The organism is Clostridium mucosae (genome assembly GCF_024622765.1).
Taxonomy (GTDB): Bacteria; Bacillota; Clostridia; order Clostridiales; family Clostridiaceae; genus Clostridium.
Map to the genome: position 1 here is coordinate 92,487 of NZ_JANKAF010000003.1, position 20,796 is coordinate 113,282.

The 20,796-nt window shown below is 28.3% G+C and carries 16 protein-coding genes, 4 tRNA genes and 1 riboswitch; of the genes, 16 read left to right on the top strand and 4 right to left on the bottom strand.

Features of this window, described 5'->3' with window-relative positions:
* The first annotated feature begins 52 nt into the window (after window positions 1-52).
* Together NSA50_RS05370 and NSA50_RS05375 are read left to right on the top strand one after the other, a co-directional pair.
* Window positions 53-136, top strand: a tRNA-Leu gene (locus NSA50_RS05370).
* A gap of 21 nt (window positions 137-157) precedes the next feature.
* A tRNA-Gly gene (locus NSA50_RS05375) sits at window positions 158-232 on the top strand.
* Window positions 233-462: 230 nt separating this feature from the next.
* Here the strand turns inward: NSA50_RS05375 and NSA50_RS05380 are convergent.
* Window positions 463-873, bottom strand: a complete 411-nt coding sequence (locus NSA50_RS05380; protein ID WP_374940966.1) for an HNH endonuclease — start codon at window positions 871-873, stop codon at window positions 463-465.
* 289 nt (window positions 874-1,162) lie between these two features.
* Here NSA50_RS05380 and NSA50_RS05385 point away from each other — a divergent pair, with 289 nt between their 5' ends.
* From NSA50_RS05385 to NSA50_RS05400, 4 genes are all read left to right on the top strand, one after another.
* On the top strand, window positions 1,163-1,837 hold the full coding sequence (locus NSA50_RS05385; protein ID WP_257443543.1) for a hypothetical protein: 675 nt from the start codon (window positions 1,163-1,165) through the stop codon (window positions 1,835-1,837).
* 63 nt (window positions 1,838-1,900) lie between these two features.
* Window positions 1,901-1,974 (top strand) — tRNA-Gly (locus NSA50_RS05390).
* 3 nt (window positions 1,975-1,977) lie between these two features.
* Window positions 1,978-2,053, top strand: a tRNA-Lys gene (locus NSA50_RS05395).
* Between the two features lie 298 nt (window positions 2,054-2,351).
* Window positions 2,352-2,458: riboswitch (SAM riboswitch) on the top strand.
* Between the two features lie 115 nt (window positions 2,459-2,573).
* The gene (locus NSA50_RS05400; protein ID WP_257443545.1) at window positions 2,574-3,851 is read left to right on the top strand and encodes a Na+/H+ antiporter NhaC family protein; all 1,278 of its coding nucleotides are present in this window, start codon (window positions 2,574-2,576) and stop codon (window positions 3,849-3,851) included.
* A 347-nt stretch (window positions 3,852-4,198) separates the two neighbouring features.
* Here NSA50_RS05400 and ispF read toward each other — a convergent pair whose 3' ends face one another.
* Complete coding sequence (gene ispF, locus NSA50_RS05405; protein ID WP_195266777.1) at window positions 4,199-4,672, bottom strand: 2-C-methyl-D-erythritol 2,4-cyclodiphosphate synthase; 474 nt, start codon at window positions 4,670-4,672, stop codon at window positions 4,199-4,201.
* A 372-nt stretch (window positions 4,673-5,044) separates the two neighbouring features.
* Between ispF and NSA50_RS05410 the strand changes: the two genes are divergently transcribed.
* The 4 genes from NSA50_RS05410 (at window position 5,045) to NSA50_RS05425 (ending at window position 8,472) form a co-directional block, all read left to right on the top strand.
* A complete protein-coding gene (locus NSA50_RS05410; RefSeq protein WP_257443548.1) occupies window positions 5,045-5,653 on the top strand; it encodes a class D sortase in 609 nt (202 codons plus the stop codon).
* A complete protein-coding gene (locus tag NSA50_RS05415) occupies window positions 5,650-6,645 on the top strand; it encodes an anti-sigma factor domain-containing protein (protein WP_257443551.1) in 996 nt (331 codons plus the stop codon). Before NSA50_RS05410 ends, NSA50_RS05415 begins: the two co-directional genes overlap by 4 nt.
* 22 nt (window positions 6,646-6,667) lie before the next feature.
* Window positions 6,668-7,444, top strand: a complete 777-nt coding sequence (gene rluF / locus NSA50_RS05420) for a 23S rRNA pseudouridine(2604) synthase RluF (RefSeq protein ID WP_195266774.1) — start codon at window positions 6,668-6,670, stop codon at window positions 7,442-7,444.
* A gap of 332 nt (window positions 7,445-7,776) precedes the next feature.
* A complete protein-coding gene (locus NSA50_RS05425; RefSeq protein WP_257443555.1) occupies window positions 7,777-8,472 on the top strand; it encodes a DUF3298 and DUF4163 domain-containing protein in 696 nt (231 codons plus the stop codon).
* A 279-nt stretch (window positions 8,473-8,751) separates the two neighbouring features.
* Here the strand turns inward: NSA50_RS05425 and NSA50_RS05430 are convergent, their stop codons facing one another.
* Entirely contained in the window at window positions 8,752-11,415 is a 2,664-nt protein-coding gene (locus NSA50_RS05430) for a cation-translocating P-type ATPase (RefSeq protein WP_257443556.1), read from the bottom strand.
* A gap of 387 nt (window positions 11,416-11,802) precedes the next feature.
* Here NSA50_RS05430 and NSA50_RS05435 point away from each other — a divergent pair, with 387 nt between their 5' ends.
* Window positions 11,803-12,066, top strand: a complete 264-nt coding sequence (locus NSA50_RS05435; protein WP_195266771.1) for a sugar phosphate nucleotidyltransferase — start codon at window positions 11,803-11,805, stop codon at window positions 12,064-12,066.
* 224 nt (window positions 12,067-12,290) lie between these two features.
* On the opposite strand, the gene NSA50_RS05440 is transcribed toward NSA50_RS05435, so the two are convergent.
* Window positions 12,291-13,076 (bottom strand): AraC family transcriptional regulator, encoded by a 786-nt coding sequence (locus NSA50_RS05440; RefSeq protein WP_257443557.1) that lies wholly within the window; start codon window positions 13,074-13,076, stop codon window positions 12,291-12,293.
* 311 nt (window positions 13,077-13,387) lie between these two features.
* On the opposite strand from NSA50_RS05440, the gene NSA50_RS05445 reads away from it, so the two are divergent.
* The 5 genes from NSA50_RS05445 (at window position 13,388) to NSA50_RS05465 (ending at window position 20,793) form a co-directional block, all read left to right on the top strand.
* Window positions 13,388-15,520, top strand: coding sequence for a glycoside hydrolase family 3 C-terminal domain-containing protein (locus NSA50_RS05445; protein ID WP_257443559.1), 2,133 nt, complete (start codon window positions 13,388-13,390; stop codon window positions 15,518-15,520).
* 181 nt (window positions 15,521-15,701) lie between these two features.
* Window positions 15,702-17,195: a sugar ABC transporter ATP-binding protein gene (locus tag NSA50_RS05450; RefSeq protein WP_195266494.1), complete on the top strand. Its 1,494-nt coding sequence runs from the start codon at window positions 15,702-15,704 to the stop codon at window positions 17,193-17,195.
* Window position 17,196: 1 nt separating this feature from the next.
* On the top strand, window positions 17,197-18,201 hold the full coding sequence (locus NSA50_RS05455; RefSeq protein ID WP_257443562.1) for an ABC transporter permease: 1,005 nt from the start codon (window positions 17,197-17,199) through the stop codon (window positions 18,199-18,201).
* 52 nt (window positions 18,202-18,253) lie between these two features.
* A complete protein-coding gene (locus tag NSA50_RS05460) occupies window positions 18,254-19,288 on the top strand; it encodes a sugar ABC transporter substrate-binding protein (protein ID WP_195429954.1) in 1,035 nt (344 codons plus the stop codon).
* Between the two features lie 251 nt (window positions 19,289-19,539).
* Complete coding sequence (locus NSA50_RS05465; RefSeq protein ID WP_195266498.1) at window positions 19,540-20,793, top strand: extracellular solute-binding protein; 1,254 nt, start codon at window positions 19,540-19,542, stop codon at window positions 20,791-20,793.
* Window positions 20,794-20,796: the final 3 nt, after the last annotated feature.

The window sequence follows — 20,796 nt, forward strand, 5'->3', positions numbered from 1 at the left end:
AGTGTATATTGATTTAGAATATAATATTTTATATAATATTAATATAAGGTATGCAGATGTGGCGGAATTGGCAGACGCACTAGACTTAGGATCTAGCGCCATTGGCGTGGGGGTTCGACTCCCTTCATCTGCACCACTTTAATATTTAAAATTATATGCGGAAGTGACTCAATGGTAGAGTGTCACCTTGCCAAGGTGAAAGTTGCGGGTTCGAATCCCGTCTTCCGCTCCAAAAGCTTTTTAAGAACATAATATGGTTTTTGAAGAGCTTTTTATTTGGAGTTTATTAAGAATGCTATTTTAACATAAGAGAAAGCTCTTAAATAACTATAGTTATCAAGTTCTGATTGATAGTATAGTATTTAAGAGCTTTTTATATTATATAAATCTAATTTAATTAAATAAATAAATTTAGTAAATCTATGCAATAAATAGCTAGTAGCTTGAATATAAAAGAATGTTTTAGCTAATATTAATACTATGGAAAAGACGTTCCAATTCAAGCTCTTGAAGCATAGCATGTGAATAGAGTTTACCTCCCATGAGGTTTTTAATTATCTCTTCTTTAGAATATCCTTCTTTAAATAATTTAAGTTTTTTAATTAATTTTTTTAAAGAAGAATGAGACATTCCTAAAAGAGTATAAAGTTCCTTAGCAGTATAGTAATCTTTGGGTAATAATTTATAAAGTTTATCTTGTAATTCTAGCTTATACCTCAAATCAGTTTCTATACAGTTGTGAGGACCGTTTTTTCCTCTATGGTGGTAGTTACAAAGATATTTATAATTTAACTTAATATCGTAGCCACCTTCGTGTTTATGAACTATATGATGAATATCCGCTGTTGCTCCACAAATTTCACAGTGGTACAAAGTCATGCCTCCTTTTTATATCTTTAATAATATTATATATATTTTTGGCTGAATATTCTATAGTATTATGAGCTTTAAATAATGAATAAATAATAGATTCATTTTATATAAAATAAAGTGGTATATTTTTACTTACAATAGGAATAAAATTATATTAAGAATATTATGAATTAAAAATGTTTAAATTTACTTTGTTATATTTTTTTTAAATACTTGAAAAGGTGGTATAATATACTATATAATATATGTATAGAATATTATATTACTGAGCTGAAAGAAAGGTGATACAGTGAGACATAGTTATGATTCATTTGATTACTGGGAAGAATTGATTAATGAAAATAAAACTATAAGAGGACATATGTTTATGGATAAATTACCTAATGAAAAAAGTATATATATCCATAGTTTAGTTTTTTCAAAAAATAATGGACTTAACAATACATGGTCGTATTTTCCAGATGGAAAAATGTTATTAGGATATATTCAATATTCATTTTTACAAGAAGCATTTTATAAATGGATATATGGAAAAGAAAGAATGGTTATTAGTGTTCCAAACATTCCAGTAGAAAAAATAATCTTAGATGGGGAAAGAAATAATAAGATATCTAAAGAAGAAGCAGATAATATGAGAAGGCATGTAAAGATGGTAAAGGATTGTTGGTTTTTACCTAATGATAAATTAATCAGGTCACTTCAAAAGTTTTCCAGAGATTTTAACAAAACTTGGTATGGAGATAGCAGAGAGTTTTTATACTTAAAGATTTTTGATACACCAAAGGATTTAGGAGAGTTTGTAGTAAATTCAAGCTATATGACAACAACGGAAAGAGAGTTTGAAGAAAGAGTTGGTGTGAATATTTCTGAATGGAAAAATATTTGTGAAAAAGCTAATAAGAATAAGAGAGATGGCGAGAAATTTAGAGATATTTTATTAAAATCACTTACGGAAATAATTTAAAGAAAAAATTTATTATTGACAGTAATAATTATGGAATATATAATGTTATTGTCAATAAGATTTGCGGGTGTAGCTCAATGGTAGAGCCCTTGCCTTCCAAGCAAGTTACGTGAGTTCGATTCTCATCACCCGCTCCATATGCGTTATTAGCTCAGTTGGTAGAGCACCTGACTCTTAATCAGGGTGTCCCGGGTTCGATCCCCTGATAACGCACCAAATAAAAAGAGATTAAGTTTTTAATCTCTTTTTTTGCGTGAAAAAATATAAAAGTTTATTAGATGTTAGCATAAGTTTAAATTTCAATATTTTTATTGAATTTATATATCGCAAAATAAATAAAAAAAATAAAAGTGCACAACGGCACTTTTATCAAGCATAAGGAGTGAGATTTTAAGATCCTATTCTAATTGTTGACAATAAAGTGTAGTAATATTCAAATTAGAAAATATTAAGAATAAATTTTATGTTGACAATAATAATCTAAATTGATAATATAATAGTGCAAAATTTAAAAGTCTTATCAAGAGTGGTGGAGGGACTGGCCCTATGAAGCCCAGCAACCAAGAATTTTAATTAATTTTTATGGTGCTAAATCCTGCAGGAAATCCTGATAGATAAGAGGCGAACTATAACTTTTTATATGTGTAATCAAAGCTTCTGTATTTCTGCAGAAGCTTTTTTATTTTGAAATTTATATTATACAAAATAATTTTTTATAGAAGGAGGAAAAAAGACTTTGAAGAACAAAGGAAATGGACTAGCTTTAATTCCATTAGGAGTATTTTTATTAGTTTATTTAGGGACATCAATGATAGCAAAGGATTTTTATGCTGTATCTGTAATTATTCCATTTTTAGCAGCAGCTTTAACAGCATTGATTATGAATAGAAAACTAAAGTTTGATGAGAAAATAGAAATTTTTTGTAGGGGTGCAGGGAATACTAATATTCTGCTTATGATAATCATATTTATATTAGCAGGGGCATTTGCACAGGTAGCAAAAGATATGGGGGCAGTAGATTCTACTGTCAATTTAGGACTTTCATTACTACCAAGTAGCTTATTAATACCAGGAATATTTGTTATAGGATGTTTCATAGCTCTATCTATAGGAACGTCAATGGGAACTATAGTTGCTTTGGTACCAATAGCTGTTGGGATAGCAGATAAAACTGGAATAGGAATTGCATTAGCTGTAGGTGCAGTAGTTAGTGGAGCTATGTTTGGAGACAATCTTTCGATAATATCCGATACGACTATAGCAGCTACTAGAACTCAAGGATGTGAAATGAAAGATAAATTTAAAATGAATTTTATAATAGTTCTTCCAGCTGCTATAATAACAGCTATAATATTTATGTTATTAACTAAAAATGCTGCAGTAATTAATTTAGAAGCTTTAGAATTTAATTTATTCAAAATATTACCTTACATAATTGTTATTGTAACAGCATTACTTGGAGTTAATGTAATAGTTGTTTTATTACTTGGAATTTTATCTTCAGGAATAGTTGGATTTATATTTGGAAGTTTTGATGTAATAGGATTATTTAATTCTATATCTAGTGGAATATCAGGAATGAGTGAACTTATAATAGTTTCAATTCTTATAGCAGGAACAATAGAAATTATTAAATTCAATGGAGGAATAGATTTTATTCTTAATAAGGGATTAAAGAATTTTAAAAGTAAAATGGGAGCAGAGTATGGAATTGCTATGCTGGTAAGTTTAGTAGATATATGTACAGCTAATAATACAGTTGCAATTGTAACTGTAGGTCCAATAGCTAAAGATATATCTAATGAATTTGATTTAGAACCAAAAAGAGTTGCGGGAATATTAGATATGTTTTCGTGTGTATTCCAAGGAATAATACCATATGGTGCACAACTAATATCAGCAGCAGGACTAGCGGCACTATCACCATTTTCAATAATGAAATTTTTATTTTATCCATATTTAATGGGAATATGTGCTATAATAGCTATATACATATATTGGAGAAATAAATAAGGCTGTTGTAAAAATTAATATATAAACCAGAAAAAAAGTATGGCTTTCCTAAGGGAGCCATACTTTTTTAGCAAAAGAATAAAAGAATAAAAGAATTAATGATAAAATTCGGTTAAGGCGAATTTTTAAATAATATAATTTCATAATTTAGCTTAGACTAAATTATAGTATCAATTAGTTCATTAGCTATTTAAAATTATATTTAAATGAAATCTTCATTTCTTCATTCTTTCATTCAAAATAATTCAATTTGCTTGAAATATTACTATAACTATTTGAAGCTTAACTGTTCATTTTTAATAACTCAACTTGCTTGAGTTATTACCACAATTATCAATTGTACATTATCAATTATGCACTAATAGACATATGCTTTGTGAAGAAATTCCTTCTCCACTTCCTGTAAATCCCAATCCTTCTTCTGTTGTTGCTTTAACATTGATTTGCATTACATCTATGTGTAATGCATTTGCTATGTTTTCTCGCATTTGTTGTATGAAAGGAGCCATTTTTGGTTTTTGAGCTATAATAGTAGAATCTATATTGTTTATAGAATAGCCATTACTTAATAGTAATTTTCCTACTTCTTCTAAAAGCTTTATACTTGAAATTCCTTTATACTTTTCATCTGTATCAGGAAAATGCTTTCCTATATCGCCAAGAGCTGAAGCTCCAAGTAGTGAATCCATAATTGCATGAATTAATACATCGGCATCTGAATGTCCAAGCAGACCTTTCTCATAAGGAATCTTAACACCACCTATTATTAAATCCCTTCCCTCAACTAAACGATGTACATCGTATCCTAATCCTATCCTCACTTTATCACCTCTAAATTAAGTATAGAATTATTTTACCATAAATATAGGTTTTATATTAAATGTTTATTTATGATTACTATAATACTTTTTTAAAGGGATATATTTTAGAACTATTTTTTATTCTTTTATTTTTAAATATTTTATTATAAAGGAGTCTAAATTTAGTTTTAATCTTATAAATAAAATGTATAGTTCGTGAGGAAAGTTTTCTGCGTTTAAATACAAAATCTACATAAATTACTTTTCTATTCATAAGTTACTCCTAAAATATTAATAGACTATGAAAAAATATATATTATGGTAAAAGTCTCTAAGTGTTTATGATATAATATATGATAAATTAGTATAAATGTTTATTAGGGGATGAGGGATTTGAAAGAAAAGATTAGAAGAGGGATAGGTATTATTTTAATAGTAATTGGACTAGCTTTAATTGTATCAATTGTCTACAAAAAGATAGAGACATCAAAGAAACAAAAAGAACTTCAAAATATTTTAGAACAGGTTATAACTGAAGATACTGAAGATGGGAGTGAAGGTAAAGAAGAGAAGTCAATTAATGGATATAAGCCTATTGCATTAGTTGAAATTCCAAGTATAAATTTATCCCAAGGATTGGTTGAAGGAATAACAGATGATATTCTTCAGTATTATTTAGGGCATTTTGAGACTTCAGCAAAACCAGGAGAAAAAGGAAATTTTGCAGTTGCAGGACATAGAGTATCAGATTATTCAGAGGCATTTGTCAATTTATATAAGATTGAAGCTGGGGATAAGGTAGTAGTTAAAGCAAATAAGAAGGAATATATATATGAAGTAACTGAGAATTTTATAGTTGATCCAAGTAGAGTAGATGTACTTGATAATACTGATGAGGCTACTATAACATTAATAACTTGTACAGTAGGGGCAAAAGAAAGAGTTATAGTAAAAGGAAAACTTGTAGAAACTAAAGATTTACTAATTGGAGGAGAAGAATGAGTGGTTATCAAAATGACAAATATAAATTCTCAATTAAATCTCCAGTAAGTGTGGCGATGGATGATGTAATTGAAAAAAGGGCAGAGGAAATAGAAAATTTAAAAGAAGAACTATTAACTTATAAAATACTTATAAAAGATTTAGCTCATGAAGATCCATCATATTCTATAAGAAATAAAATTTTAAACATAGCGTATTTTATAATTGAAGATGTAGAATTATTTGATTATTTAAGTTCAACAAAGAAGTTTCCTATAAATAGACTTCTTAACAGAACACCAGTTGAAAAAGAATTCTTCCAAACTTGGAAAGAGTATATTATAGCATATGTAGTTATATTTTCGAATCCTAATTATAAGTATTTGCAAGAATATATACAGGTTGTAGAATCAATAAATATTTTAGGGGTAGATGAAGTCTCGCAAGTAATGCAAATATCTGAACATAGAGGACTAATACTTAACAAAGGGCTTAGAAGCGCAATTATATTAACTTCAAAAGGTGAGTTTATAAAAGTTAAATCTGGAAAAGATAATAAAATAGGTGAAGATATTATTAGCACCGAAGGAATAACTTTAAGGAAATATAAACTTCAAATATCAATATTACTGAGCTTACTTATAGTTATTATTACTATAGGAGTATTTAAATATAAAGCAATTGATAAAACGATAGTAATAGAAACTACGTCATCAATAACACTAGAGGTAAATAAATTTAATAGAATAATAGATTCTTATAGCAAAACAGAAAAAGGTGCTAGTATGTTAAAGGAATTAAAGGTAGATAACGATGATATTGATAATTCTATAAAGAATATCTTGGATTATGCATTTAATAATGGTATGATTCCTGAAAATGGTGTTCTTATAACTGTTACTGGAGAGCCATTGAGATATAATGCATTAAATAAAACTGAAGAATTTATTAAAGAGCAAGAAATTCAAGTTAGATTGAATAACTCTGGAGATGAGCATAAAGTAAGTCCTTAAAATTTAATAAAGGTGATAGAAGATGAAGCAAAAGAATAATGATGATAAATTTGTAATAATACATAATGATAGAGGTCCTGAAATAAGACTTAATAAATTTATAAGTGAAACTGGATTTTGTTCAAGAAGAGAGGCTGATAAATTAATTGAAAATGGTAGAGTAACTGTAGATGGAATAAAGGCGGTTATGGGAACTAAGGTTAATGAATCAGCAGATGTAAAAGTAGATGGAAAGCCTATAAAGAAGGTAGATGAATTAGTTTATATAGCTTTAAATAAGCCAGTAGGAATTACATGTACTACAGAGAAAAAGGTTAAAGGAAATATAGTAGATTTCGTAAATCATAAGAAAAGAATATTTCCAATAGGAAGATTAGATAAAGATTCTCAAGGTTTAATACTACTAACAAATGATGGAGACGTAGTAAACAAGATATTAAGGGCAGGGAATAATCATGAGAAAGAGTATATAGTTACTGTTGATAAGCCTATTGATGAAAAATTTATAAAATCTATGTCTAATGGGGTAAAGATTTTAGGAACAATAACTAAAAAATGCATTGTTACAAAAGAAAATAAGAATACTTTTAGAATAATTTTGACACAGGGTATGAATAGACAAATAAGAAGAATGTGCGAAGCTTTAGGATATAATGTAGTTAAGTTAAATAGAATAAGAATAATGAATATAAATCTAGGAAACTTAAAAATAGGAGAGTGGAGAGATTTAACTTCGAAAGAGCTTAAAGGAATAAATAGTTTAATAAGTAATTCTGGGAAGACAAAGGAATTTGATTAATAGGAAGTCATAGATTCTAATATTATTAGTGATCTGTGACTTTTTTGTTAGTAATTTAAAGATTTGCTTAAAAAAATAGAAAAGTTATCCACAAGCTGTAAAGTGGCTTTATTAAAGGGCTTGTCAACTTTGACTAGCAGAAAATTATAGTAAGTTTCAGTAAAAATCTGTATGTTACACACATAATCCACATGTCCATGTGGATAAGTTGTGCACACTGTGTTGAAAGTAGTGTTAATAATTATCCACACAACTGTAAATAATAAAATATATAGATAATTATAAAAAATACTGAAAATTACTACAATTTATAGATATAGGAGAAATAGTATATGAAGAAAGCTATAAGAGCATTGATTGGAATCATAGTTTTAATAAATCTTGTCCACATTTATCCACAAGGGATGTTGATAAAATTAAATGGTAATGCTGTCGAAAATACAATGCTTGTGGATAAAACTATTAAGGAAAATACTGAGTTTATAAATATAAATGTCGAAATACCTCAAATAGTAGGTTTAATCAATAAAAATGGCGAAAAAGTTATCAACAAGGAAATATTAGATTGGACCACTATGTGGATAAAAGATACAAAAGATGTAAGTGAAGACTTTAAACCAACAGTTCCATATGAATTGAAAGCGAATTATACTTTAACTAATAATAATAAAGTTTTAAGTTTCTATATAGATTATTATCAGTTTAGTGGTGGAGCACATGGAATCACGACTAGGAAAACTTATAATGTAAGTATTGAGAAAGGAGAGAAATTACAATTAAAAGATTTATTTGATAATGGATATGATTATAAAAAATTTATAAATGAAGAAATACAAAAAGAAATAAATAAGAATCCAGATTATTATTTTACAGGTAAAGAAGGATTTCAAGGAATTAAGGATGATCAAAGTTTCTATATAAAAGATGGTAAGCTAATAATACATTTTCCTTATTATGAAATAGCACCATATGCATTTGGAATGCCTGAATTTGAAATAAATACAAAATTAAATTTAGAAAAAATATAAATTTGATATTATTAAATAAAAAGTAAAATTATAAAAAAGTATATTTAAGATTATTTATTTTATAACTTTACTTTTAAGTTGAGCAAAATTGGAATATATTAACTTATGAATTGGAGAAAAAGTATATTTTAATTATATTTTTAACGTTTTAATATAATGAAGAACGTATATAATTATGTTTTTTATTTAAAATTATCTTATATAAAAAAAGGTGGAAATTCATCTCCGATAAATTTCCATCTTAATTAACAATTGTCCATTATCAATTATCAATTGTTATTATGCTACTTTTCCAACTTCCTCATTTTCTTCAGAAGAAGATGTATTAGTATGCTTTCTATCTTTAATAGCATCTCTTATAACTTTAACAACTTGAATAATTAAAGTTGGTATAAATGCTAGTAAATAAATATAACCAACTTGTGCTCCTGTTAAAACAGATACTTCAAATAAGTTTTGTAAAACTGGTACAAATAATACTGCATTTAAGAATAATAAACCTACACCAAATGCTGCCCAGCTATATTTATTTGAGAATAAACCAATTGAGAATATTGATCTATCGCCTCTACAGTTAAAGCCGTGGAATAATCTTGCTAAGCAAAGTGTTGCAAAAGCCATAGTAGAAGCAACATTATTATCAGTTTTTAATCCTATATAGAAAGCTATTAATGTAAATACTGCTATAACTAAACCTTCAGCTGCAACTTCATATACAAAGTCTTTTGATAATATAGATGAGTTTCTAGCTCTAGGTTTATCTTTTAATAAATCTTTTTTAGATTTTTCCATACCTATTGCAATAGCAGGTAAACTATCTGTTAATAGATTTATAAATAGTAAATGTACTGCATGGAATGGCATTGGTAAAGCAAGTAATGAAGTATATAATACTGATAATATACCAGAAGTATTACCTGATAATAAGAATTTAATAGAATTCTTTATATTCTTATATATGTTTCTTCCATTAGCTACAGATTTAACTATAGTTGCAAAGTTATCGTCTGTTAAGATTACAGAAGCAGCATCTTTAGATACTTCTGTTCCTGTTATACCCATTGCTATTCCGATATCTGCTTGTTTAAGTGCAGGAGCATCATTAACTCCGTCTCCAGTCATAGCAACAATTTGATTTTTTTCTTGCCATGCCTTAACTATTCTTATCTTATGCTCAGGAGAAACTCTAGCATAAACTGAAATATGTTCTATATTGTTTTCTAGTTCTTCATCTGACATTTTATCAAGTTCTAAGCCTTCGATAGCTCTATCACCATCTCTAAGAATACCTATTTGTTTTGCAATTGCAGATGCTGTTATTTTGTGGTCACCAGTAATCATAACTGGTTTTATTCCTGCTGTAATACAATCTTTAACTGCTTCTGCAGATTCTTCTCTTGGTGGATCTATCATTGATATAAGACCAATAAATGTATAGTTGTTTTCGTCTTCTAAAGATAAATATTCAGGATTTGCAAATTCCTTATAAGCAAAAGCTAAAACTCTTAATCCATTTTGTGATAATTGTTTATTTGCATTTATTATATTTTGTTTATCTTCATATGTTATATCTCTTACACCTGTAGGTGTTTTAATTTTTACTATTCTATCTAATAATACATCAAAAGCACCTTTAGTAAACATTAAGTTTTTATTATCAAATCTATGAAGAGTACTCATAAGTTTTCTATCAGAGTCAAAAGGTATTTCTGCTAGTCTTCCATGAGATTTTCTTACTTCTACTTCATCTAAAGATAACTTATGTCCTAAATTTACAAGAGCAACTTCGGTAGGGTCGCCAATTTCAACTCCATCTTTTGATGTAGAGTCATTACATAAAATTGAACTATTTACTAAGTAGTTTGTAAGCTCATCATTTAAATCTAAATCTTCTCCATCAATTAATTTATTATCAAGATAAACCTTTTTTACAGTCATTTTATTTTGAGTTAATGTTCCAGTTTTATCAGAGCAAATAACAGATACTGAACCTAACCCTTCAACAGCTCTAAGTTTTTTAATAATAGCATTTTCTTTTGCCATTTTTTGAGTTCCGAGTGCTAGTACAATTGTAACGATTGAACTTAAAGCTTCTGGTATAGCAGCAACAGCTAAAGCAACAGCAAACATAAGAGAGTCGAGCATTGGTGTTCCTCTATAAAGACTAAGGCCAAAAACTAAAACGCAAATTACTAAAATTCCTATAGCTAATTTTTTACTAAAATCATCTAAACTAGCTTGTAATGGAGTTTGTTTTTCTTGAGTTTCTTCCATTAAGTGAGCTATTTTTCCTATTTCAGTATCCATACCTGTAGCAGTAACTATAATTAAAGCTCTACCGTATGTAACTAATGATCCAGAGAAAACCATATTCTTTTGATCTCCTAAGGCTATTTCTTCTTTTTCTATTACATCAATAAATTTATTTACACTTTCAGATTCTCCTGTTAATGAACTTTCATTAACTTGAAGAGAAAAGTTTTCTATTATTCTACCATCAGCTGCAACCATATCTCCAGCTTCTAATATCAATATATCTCCAGGAACAATTTCTTTAGATTGAACTTCAACTTTCTTACCATTTCTATAAACTTTTGCAGATGGTGAAGACAGTGCTTTTAAACTATCTAAAGATGCTTCTGCCTTAAAGTGTTGAACTGTACCTAATATTGCATTAAGAATAATAACAGCAAATATAACTAAGGTACTTTCTAGATTACCTGTAGCTGCAGATATAATTGCAGCAATAATTAATATTATTACAAGCAAATCTTTAAATTGACTTAAGAAAACCTGCATTACAGTTTGTTTTTTCTTTTCAGTTAATTGGTTATATCCAAACTTGTCTAAGTTTTCTTTTACTTGATGTTCAGTTAAACCACTTTTAGATACATTAAAATTCTTTAATACTTCCTCATGGGGTTTTGAAAAAAACTTCTCCATAATAACTCCTCCAAACTTATTTAATAATAATATTTTGTGTTGTAATAAAAAATTTAGCCTAGAAATATATGAGCCTACAAACAAAAAGAGACTCTTAATACAATCTTCACTTTGTGAAAAACTGTATTAAAAGTCTCGTAACCAATATGGTATATAACACCAGACCAATAGGCCGCGAATGTTGATGTTATATTTTCTACTACTCCCTCTTAATGGAAATATTATATTATAAATTAATTGTAAATCTATTTAAAAAAAATGTCAATACATAAAATTTGTCTAAATAGGAGATTATAAATATAAAAAAATTGTCAATTTTAAAAATTTCACAAAATAAAAGGTAATAGCATAAGATATATCATAGTATTTACATGGAGTTGAAAGTTATTGATATACGGGCTAATATTAGCAGGAGGAAAAGGAACAAGACTTTATCCTTTATCGAGATCAAGTAAGCCTAAACAATTTTTAAAAGTAATAAATAACAAAAGTTTTCTCCAAAACACTGTAGATAGAGTTACTCCTTTAATTAAGAAGGAAAATATTTATGTGGTTACTAACAAAGAATATAAGGATAAGATAAAAGTAGAACTTGATAATATAGATCCTAATAATATCTTTACAGAGCCACAGAACAAAGAGACCCCTTAGTAGATGACAATGGTCCGTAGATAAGATAAAATTGAAAATGGACAATTAAGAATTGTGGTTACAACTCAAGAGAGTTGTTTGAAGTTAAAATTTAAAAGTAAAAGTTAAGGTTGTTTTGCTTTGCAATACTGAATTTAAATTGTACGAAGTACTTTTGTTCAAAATTCTTTATGGACTTTTCATAAATTCTTTTATTTTTTTATTTTTTTTATTTCACTTCGCAGTTATTTATTTGGCTGAATGTTTTTCCTATACATCTTAGGTGTCGAATTAGTTATTTTAACAAAGTTTCTGTTAAATGAGCGAATGCTTGAGTATCCACATGCAAAAGCAATATCTGTTATTGTATATTCAGTATTTTTTAATAAATACATTGAATAATTTATTCTATTTTCATTAATAAAATCTACAAATGATATTCCAAGTGTGTTATTAAGGTATTTAGATAAATAGGTGTAGCTATATCCAAATTTTTTAGCAATACTTTGAAGAGAAATATCTTTTGTGAAGTTTTCTTGAATATAATTTAAAGTTTTATGTAGTAATTCATAGTCATTTTTATTGTTTTCTATTATATCAGTATGGTTTAATACTTCGGAGCAAATAAGGTATAGAAGTCCCTTCATTTCTAATAAATTTGTATTACCTTTAAAAATTTTATCTATAATTAAAGTTTTAAAATCATTAGGTAAAGTAAAGATAGGATTATTTAAGAACTTTTCATGAACCATATTATGAAAAGTTTTTATGTATTCAGGTGAAAAAACACAAATATATGATTCAGAGCTATTCTTAGTAACAAAAGAATGTATTTCGTATGGAAGTAGTAGAATACATTCGTCTTCTTTTATTTCAAATGTTCTATTATTAACGCTAACTTGAAGACATCCACTTTTTACATAAATAAGCTCAAAGCTTCTATGTAAATGCTTAGGAAAATTAAAATTATAATTATAATAGTGAGATAATGTATTATTTTCACCAAAGTGATGAGATTCATAAGTTAACATAATAATCCTCCTAATAATAAATTTTGTCTATAATAATTTATTTTACACTTATTTAGATGAAATGACTATATCTACAAGATATATATCGATGGTAATTAGTAAAATTTAAGATATGCCATAGTAAATAAAATAAATTCATATAAAAAAATATATTAAATTATGAATTTGAAGTGTGTATAAATAAAAATTATCAAAAGGATAAAAATTGTCTATAAATAGATAATTAATTTCTTGTTAGCTTCTTATTGTAGTCGCTATCATATAGATATAGGTAATTTAATAGAAAATTTATTTCAAAAGGATGGGTTGTAATGAGTATAGAAAATAGAATGACACATGAAGAAGCCTTGGCTAAAGCAAAAGAATTAGTATCAAAAATGACATTACAAGAAAAGGCATCACAATTAACATATAATGCAGCACCAATAGAACATCTAAATATTCCAAGATATAATTGGTGGAATGAGGGGTTACATGGAGTTGCAAGGGCTGGTACAGCTACTGTATTTCCACAAGCTATTGGACTAGCTGCTATGTTTGATGATGAGTTACTACAAAAGGTTGCAAATGTAATATCTACAGAAGCACGTGCAAAATATAATGAAAATACTAAAAAAGATGATAGAGATATTTATAAGGGAATAACATTATGGTCACCTAATATAAATATATTTAGAGATCCAAGATGGGGACGTGGTCACGAAACTTATGGAGAAGATCCATATTTAACATCTAAGCTTGGAGTAGCATTTATAAATGGACTTCAAGGAGATGGAAAATATTTAAAGACAGCAGCATGTGCAAAACACTTTGCTGTTCATAGTGGTCCAGAAGGTTTAAGACATGAATTTGATGCAGTAGTAAATGAAAAGGATTTATATGAAACTTATTTACCAGCATTTGAAGAAGCAGTAAAAGAAGCTGATGTTGAATCTGTAATGGGAGCTTATAATCGTACTAATGGAGAACCTTGCTGTGGAAGTAAAACTTTATTAAAGGATATATTAAGAGGAAAATGGAATTTTAAAGGACATGTAGTTTCTGATTGTTGGGCACTAGCAGATTTCCATTTACACCATCAAGTAACAAGTACTGCTACACAATCAGCAGCATTGGCTATAAAAAATGGATGTGATTTAAACTGTGGAAATATATATCTTCAAATGTTACTAGCATATAAAGAAGGATTGGTGACAGAAGAAGATATAACAACAGCGGCAGAAAGATTAATGGCAACAAGAATAAGACTTGGAATGTTTGATGAAAACTGTGAATTTAATGATATACCATATGAAGTAAATGATTGTGAAGAGCATAATGATCTTTCACTAGAAGTATCAAGAAAATCAATGGTATTACTTAAAAATAATGGACTCTTACCAATAGATAAGTCAAAACTAAAATCTATTGCAGTAATAGGACCAAATGCTGATAGTCAAATAATGCTTAAGGGAAATTATTCAGGAACAGCATCTAAGTACACAACTATACTTGAAGGAATACAAGAAGCTGTAAATAAGGGTACAAGAGTGTACTATTCAGAAGGAAGTCATTTATATAAAGATAGAGTAGAAAATTTAGCTCAGTCTAATGATAGAATAGACGAAGTAGTTTCAGTAACAGAAAGATCAGATGTAGTAGTATTGTGTTTAGGATTAGACTCTACAATTGAAGGGGAACAAGGTGATACTGGAAATAGTGAAGCAGCAGGAGATAAGGAAAGCCTTGATTTACCAAAAAGCCAACAAATTTTACTTAAGAGTGTTTTAAGTACTAATAAGCCTGTTATAGTAGTTTTAGGTTCAGGAAGTGCTCTTACACTTAATGGATTAGAAGAAAAATGTGCTGCAATATTACAAGCATGGTATCCAGGAAGTCATGGAGGAACTGCAGTAGCAGATTTATTATTTGGAGAATATTCACCAAGTGGGAAATTACCATTAACATTCTATAAAAACACAGATGATCTTCCAGATTTCACTGACTACTCAATGAAGGGAAGAACATACAGATATGTTGAATCAGAAGTTTTATATCCATTTGGATATGGCTTAACTTATTCAAAGGTAGAACTAAGCAATTTAAATATAGAAGAAATTAATAATGATTTTGATAATGTGAAAGTAAGTATAGATATCAAAAATATAGGCGAATATGATACTGATGAAGTAGTTCAATGCTATTTAAAGGATTTAGAATCTAAATATGCAGTATTAAATCATAGCCTAATTGGATTTAAGCGTGTAAATTTAAGAAAAGGTGAAAGTAAAACTGTAAACTTTGAATTAAGAAGAAAAGAATTCGAAGTTGTAAATGATGAAGGTAATAGAATTCTAGATAGCAAAAGATTTAAATTATTCGTTGGCATATCTCAACCAGATACAAGAAGTATTGAGCTGGTAGGCGTAGAGCCACTAGAAAAAGAAATACATTTAAATAATTAATGATTATATTAATCAATTAACAAGGTGGATTCAGTTAGAATCCACCTTATTTTATTTTACACAAGATGTTTTAAAAGGTAAAAATATCAAAGAATTAAGTAAAGATATTTCATATTATAAATGTTTACAATATTGTAATATAAGTATTGAAAACGATTAATGAAAGAGGGGGGATTACAACTTGAGTAATGTGCTTTTAGAAATGAAAAATATCCATAAAAGTTTTCCAGGAGTGTATGCACTTAAAGGAGCACAATTAAAAATAAGAAAAGGTGAAGTACATGCATTATTAGGAGAAAATGGTGCAGGTAAATCAACATTAATGAAGATACTTGGTGGAGTTCATGAGCAAGATGAAGGGGAAATTCTTGTTGATGGAGTTAGCTATGGAGTAATAACTCCAGAAAAGGCTAAAGAAATAGGGATAGGCTTTGTTCATCAAGAATTAAATTTATCAGAAACTCTAACAGTTGCTGAAAATATTTATATGGGAAGATTGCCTTATAAAAATAAATTATTGAAAATAATAGATTTTGATAAATTACACTCAGATACAGAAAAAATTCTTAAAAGATTAGAGGTTGACATTAAATCTACTGATTTAGTAGAAAAATTACCTACTGCAAAAAAGCAAATGATAGAAATTGCAAAGGCAATAAGTTTGGATGCAAGATTAATAATATTTGATGAACCATCAACATCTTTATCAGAAAAGGACGTTGAAAACTTATTTAAAGTAATAAAAGCTTTAAAAAGTGAGGGAGTTGCAATTATTTATATATCACACAGATTAAAGGAAGTATTTGAAATATGTGATAGAGCTACAGTCTTAAGAGATGGGGCTTACATAAACGAGTGTGAAATGCAGGGAATAGAAGAAAGTCAGCTTATAAATATGATGGTTGGAAGAAATATAACAGAATTATTTCCTAAAGAAATTTTCGAAGCCAAAGAATATGTTTTAGAAGCGGAAGATTTATGTGATTTTAATGGAAAAGTAAAGAATGTAAGCTTTAAAGCTAGAAAAGGAGAAATTTTAGGTATTGCTGGGCTAGTTGGAGCTGGTAGAACTGAATTAATGAGATTAGTTTTTGGTGCAGATCCAATTATGAATGGAAAAATAAAAATGAATGGTAAGGATATAAAGATAAATGCTCCAATAGATGCAATTAAAAATGGAATATGCTTATTAACTGAAGATAGAAAAAGCCAAGGTTTATCATTACAAATGAGTGTTGTTGATAATATAACAATAACTAATTTAAAGTCATTTTTATTAAATCATAAAGAATTAAAACAAATTGGAGAAAGATTCCGAAATGCAATACAAATAAAATTAGCTAATATCGATGTTACAGCAGGAACTCTTTCAGGAGGGAATCAACAAAAGGTAGTTTTAGCTAAATGGTTAAATTCTGATTCACAAGTATTTATATTTGATGAACCAACTAAGGGGATAGATGTAGGTACAAAGGCTGAAATATATGAAATAATGAATGATTTAGTGAGAAATGGAAAAATAGTAATCATAATATCTTCTGAATTACCAGAATTACTAGGAATGTCAGACAGAATATATGTTATGTGTGAAGGAAAAGTAACTGGTGAGCTTACTAGGGAAGAAGCTACTCAAGAGGAAATTATGAAATTAGCTACACTTGGAGGTATTAATTAATATGAGTGAAAAGGTTATGGAAAATAAATTAACAGCTAAAAAGAACAAGCTAGATTTAAAAGGCTTGGCAGTAAAATATTCAATATATTTAGTATTAGTAGTTCTTATTATATCATTTTCAATAATTAGTTCAGACTTTTTAGGTGTGGCTAATATTTCAAACTTCTTTAGACAAATACCAACAGTAGGTATATTAACAGTAGCATATGCAATGATTTTAATAACAGGAAATGTTGATTTGTCTATGGGAGCAAATGCTGCTTTCTCAGGATGTGTAGCAGTATATCTAGCAGTAAATGGATTTAATCCAATAATTTCAATATTAGCAGCTTTAATTGTAGGTGCATTATGGGGATGCCTTAATGGTGTTTTAATAACTAGTTTTAAATTAGATTCATTTATACTTACTTTGGGTACAAGCTATTTAATACGTGGAATAATACTATTTTTAACAAATGGTATTTACATCAAAGGGTTACCTGAATGGTTTTATAAAATATCAAATACAAAAATAGGAACTCCATTAATTCATGCTAACACAGTTATATTCTTCTTAATATTCTTAGTAATTATGTTCATTATGAAAAATACAAGATATGGAAGATATTGTTACTCAATTGGTTCCAATAGAGAAGCAAGTAGATTATCAGGAATAAATGTTAATAAGCACATAATTAAAGTTTATGTAGTTGAAGGACTTTTAGCAGCAGTAGCAGGGATATTATTAATGTCAAATATCAATGTAGGTGCACCAAGTGAAATAAATGGACCTGAATTATATGCGATGGCTGGTTCTATAATGGGTGGAGTTGCATTTGGCGGCGGTATTGGTAGCATAGGTGGTGCAATAGTAGGGATATTTACTATTCAAGTATTCCAAAATGGATTATCAATTTTAGGTGTAAACTCATTTATACAACAAGCTGTTACTGGAGCAATAATCATAGTGGCTATAGTTGTTGACTTCTATAGAAGAAAAGGAAGCTTAAAGAAGAAGGCAAAATAGAAAATAAATTTACTGAAAACTTAAAAACATTAAAATTTGGGAGGTATTAATTATGAAGAAGAAGATAATAGCATTATTATCAACAGTATGTATGCTAACAGCATTAACAGGTTGTGGAGCAGGAAGTGGAGATGGAAAAGTAGCAGATGGTGATTCAAAGGATAAAAAGGTAATATATTATATTCCAATAAATGATACAGGAGCATATTGGTCACCAATAAGAAAAGCTGCAGAACTTGAAGCAACAGCTTTAGGGTATGAATTAGTAGTAAAAACAACTCCACCAAGTGAAGCACAAAAGAATGAAAGACATATCGGGTTTGTAGATGAAGCAATAAGAAAAAATGTTGCAGGTATAGCTATTGCTCCAATGGATCCAGACATGTTTGATAACAAGGTAAGAGAAGCTAAGGATGCTGGAATTCCAGTAGTAACTTTTGATGCTGATGTAAAAACATCTGATAATAGAATAGCTTATGTAGGTACTGATAATAAGTTAGCAGGAGAACAATTAGGTGAAAAGGGAGCAGAAAAATTAAAAGAGCAAGGTGTTACAAGTGGTAAAATAGCACTTGTATCAACAAACTTAACACAAACAACAATGACTTATAGACAAGAAGGTATTAAAAAGGGATTTGAAAAAGTAATGGGAGATAGTGCTAAAAACTTCCAATGGTTAGAAGCTGTTCAAGATAACGATCAGTCTTCAGTTTCAAAGCAACAATTAGAAGGTCAAATAGTTGCTAATCCAGATATGGTAGCTGTATTCTCATTAGGTTCAGAAGGTCCAGATACAGGAGTTATGGAAGCTATAAAATCACAAGGTAAAGGCGGAAAAATACAACACTTTGGATTTGACTACACAGCTACATGGGAAAATGGTATAGAAAGTAAATTAATAACTGGTATAGTTGACCAAGATTCATATGAGATAGGAAAAACAGTAATTGATGTTTTAGATAAGCAAATAAAAGGTGAAAAAGTTGAAGAAAATTATCCAATAAAAGTTAAATGGATAGAAGCAAATGAAATAATTAATTATGGAACAGAAAAGCAAAAACAATTCTCTGATGAACAAACTGAATAAAATATTATTGACATAAGAGTAAGAAACAATAATCCATCATAAATTAAAAAAATGTGATGGATTTATTGTATTTTTAATTAATAGATTTGATGAAATAAGCTAAGGACTAATTAACGAATCCTATAGTTCAATATTAGAAAATAGAATTTGTAATAATTTAAGTCATGTTGATTGTAGTATAATATAATAAAAGTATTATTTAATTTATTCCAAGATTAAGGTTGTTTATAAAAAGTGGAGGAGTATGTTTTATGAAAAAGGTATCCATAATTTATATAATTATAGTTTTGATGGTTAATATGTATGGTTGCACAGAAAAGAAAGTTAATGATACAGAGGAAACTATTACGTTAACAATGTGGCATATATGGACACAAAAATCTGATAATACTAACGGTAGTATAGTAGAAGGTGTAATTGAGGAATGGAATAAGAATAATCCGCATATACAAATTAAATCTGAAATAGTAGAAAATGAAAAATACAAAACCAAAATAAAAACAGCAGTTGCAACCAATGAATTACCAGATATATTTTTTTCTTGGGGAAATGGATTTAGTGAACCATTTATTAAGTCTGGAAAAATTTTAAGCCTAGATGAATATATAGATAATGAAACAAAAAGTAATGTAAAGGAAAATATGTTTGATAATATAGAGTACAATGGGAAAATTTATGGACTACCTATTACAATTTCAACAGGAACCTTTTATTATAATAAAAAGCTATTTGAAGAGAATAACCTTGATATACCTAGAAATTATGATGAATTATTACAAGTTATTAAAACCTTTTCAAGCATAGGGATAATTCCACTTGGAGCTTCTGGAATGGATAATTGGACAGGTATGATGTATTATGATATTCTAGCTCTTCAAGATGGAGGAGTTGATGGTGTAAAAGAAGCACTAGAAGGGAATAATTACAAGTTATTATTAAAGACTGCTTATAAAATGAGAGAGTTAGTTCAGGCTGGAGCATTTAGTCAAAATAATTTAGATTTAACACGAGATGAATTAGAAATGAAATTCAAAAATGGAGAAGTAGCTATGTACTATACTGGAAATTGGTTTATAGGAGATTTAGAAAATTCAATAGTAAAAGATGATATTATTATAGGTAATTTTCCAGGGAAGGATTCTAATTCTAAGCAAAATGACTTTTTAGGAGGACCAACAGACTATTTGATGATAAGCAATGATTCTAAATATAAAGATGAGGCAGTTGAAGCAATTGAATTTATATGCCAAAGAGTATCAAGAGAATTTTTTGAGTTTGGAGCTGGATTGCCTGCTTGGAATGAAGCTAAAGAGTATGAAGACGTAAACAATTTAAATAAAGAATTAGAAGATTTGACAGATAACTCAAATTACTTTTTATATTGGGATATTTATTTAGGAGAAGAAAAGGGAAATGTTCATAAAAGTTTAGTATATGATTTAATAAATGGCAAAATAAACCCTGAAGAGTTTTCAAATATTATGAGTAATTTAAAACGAGGATAAAAA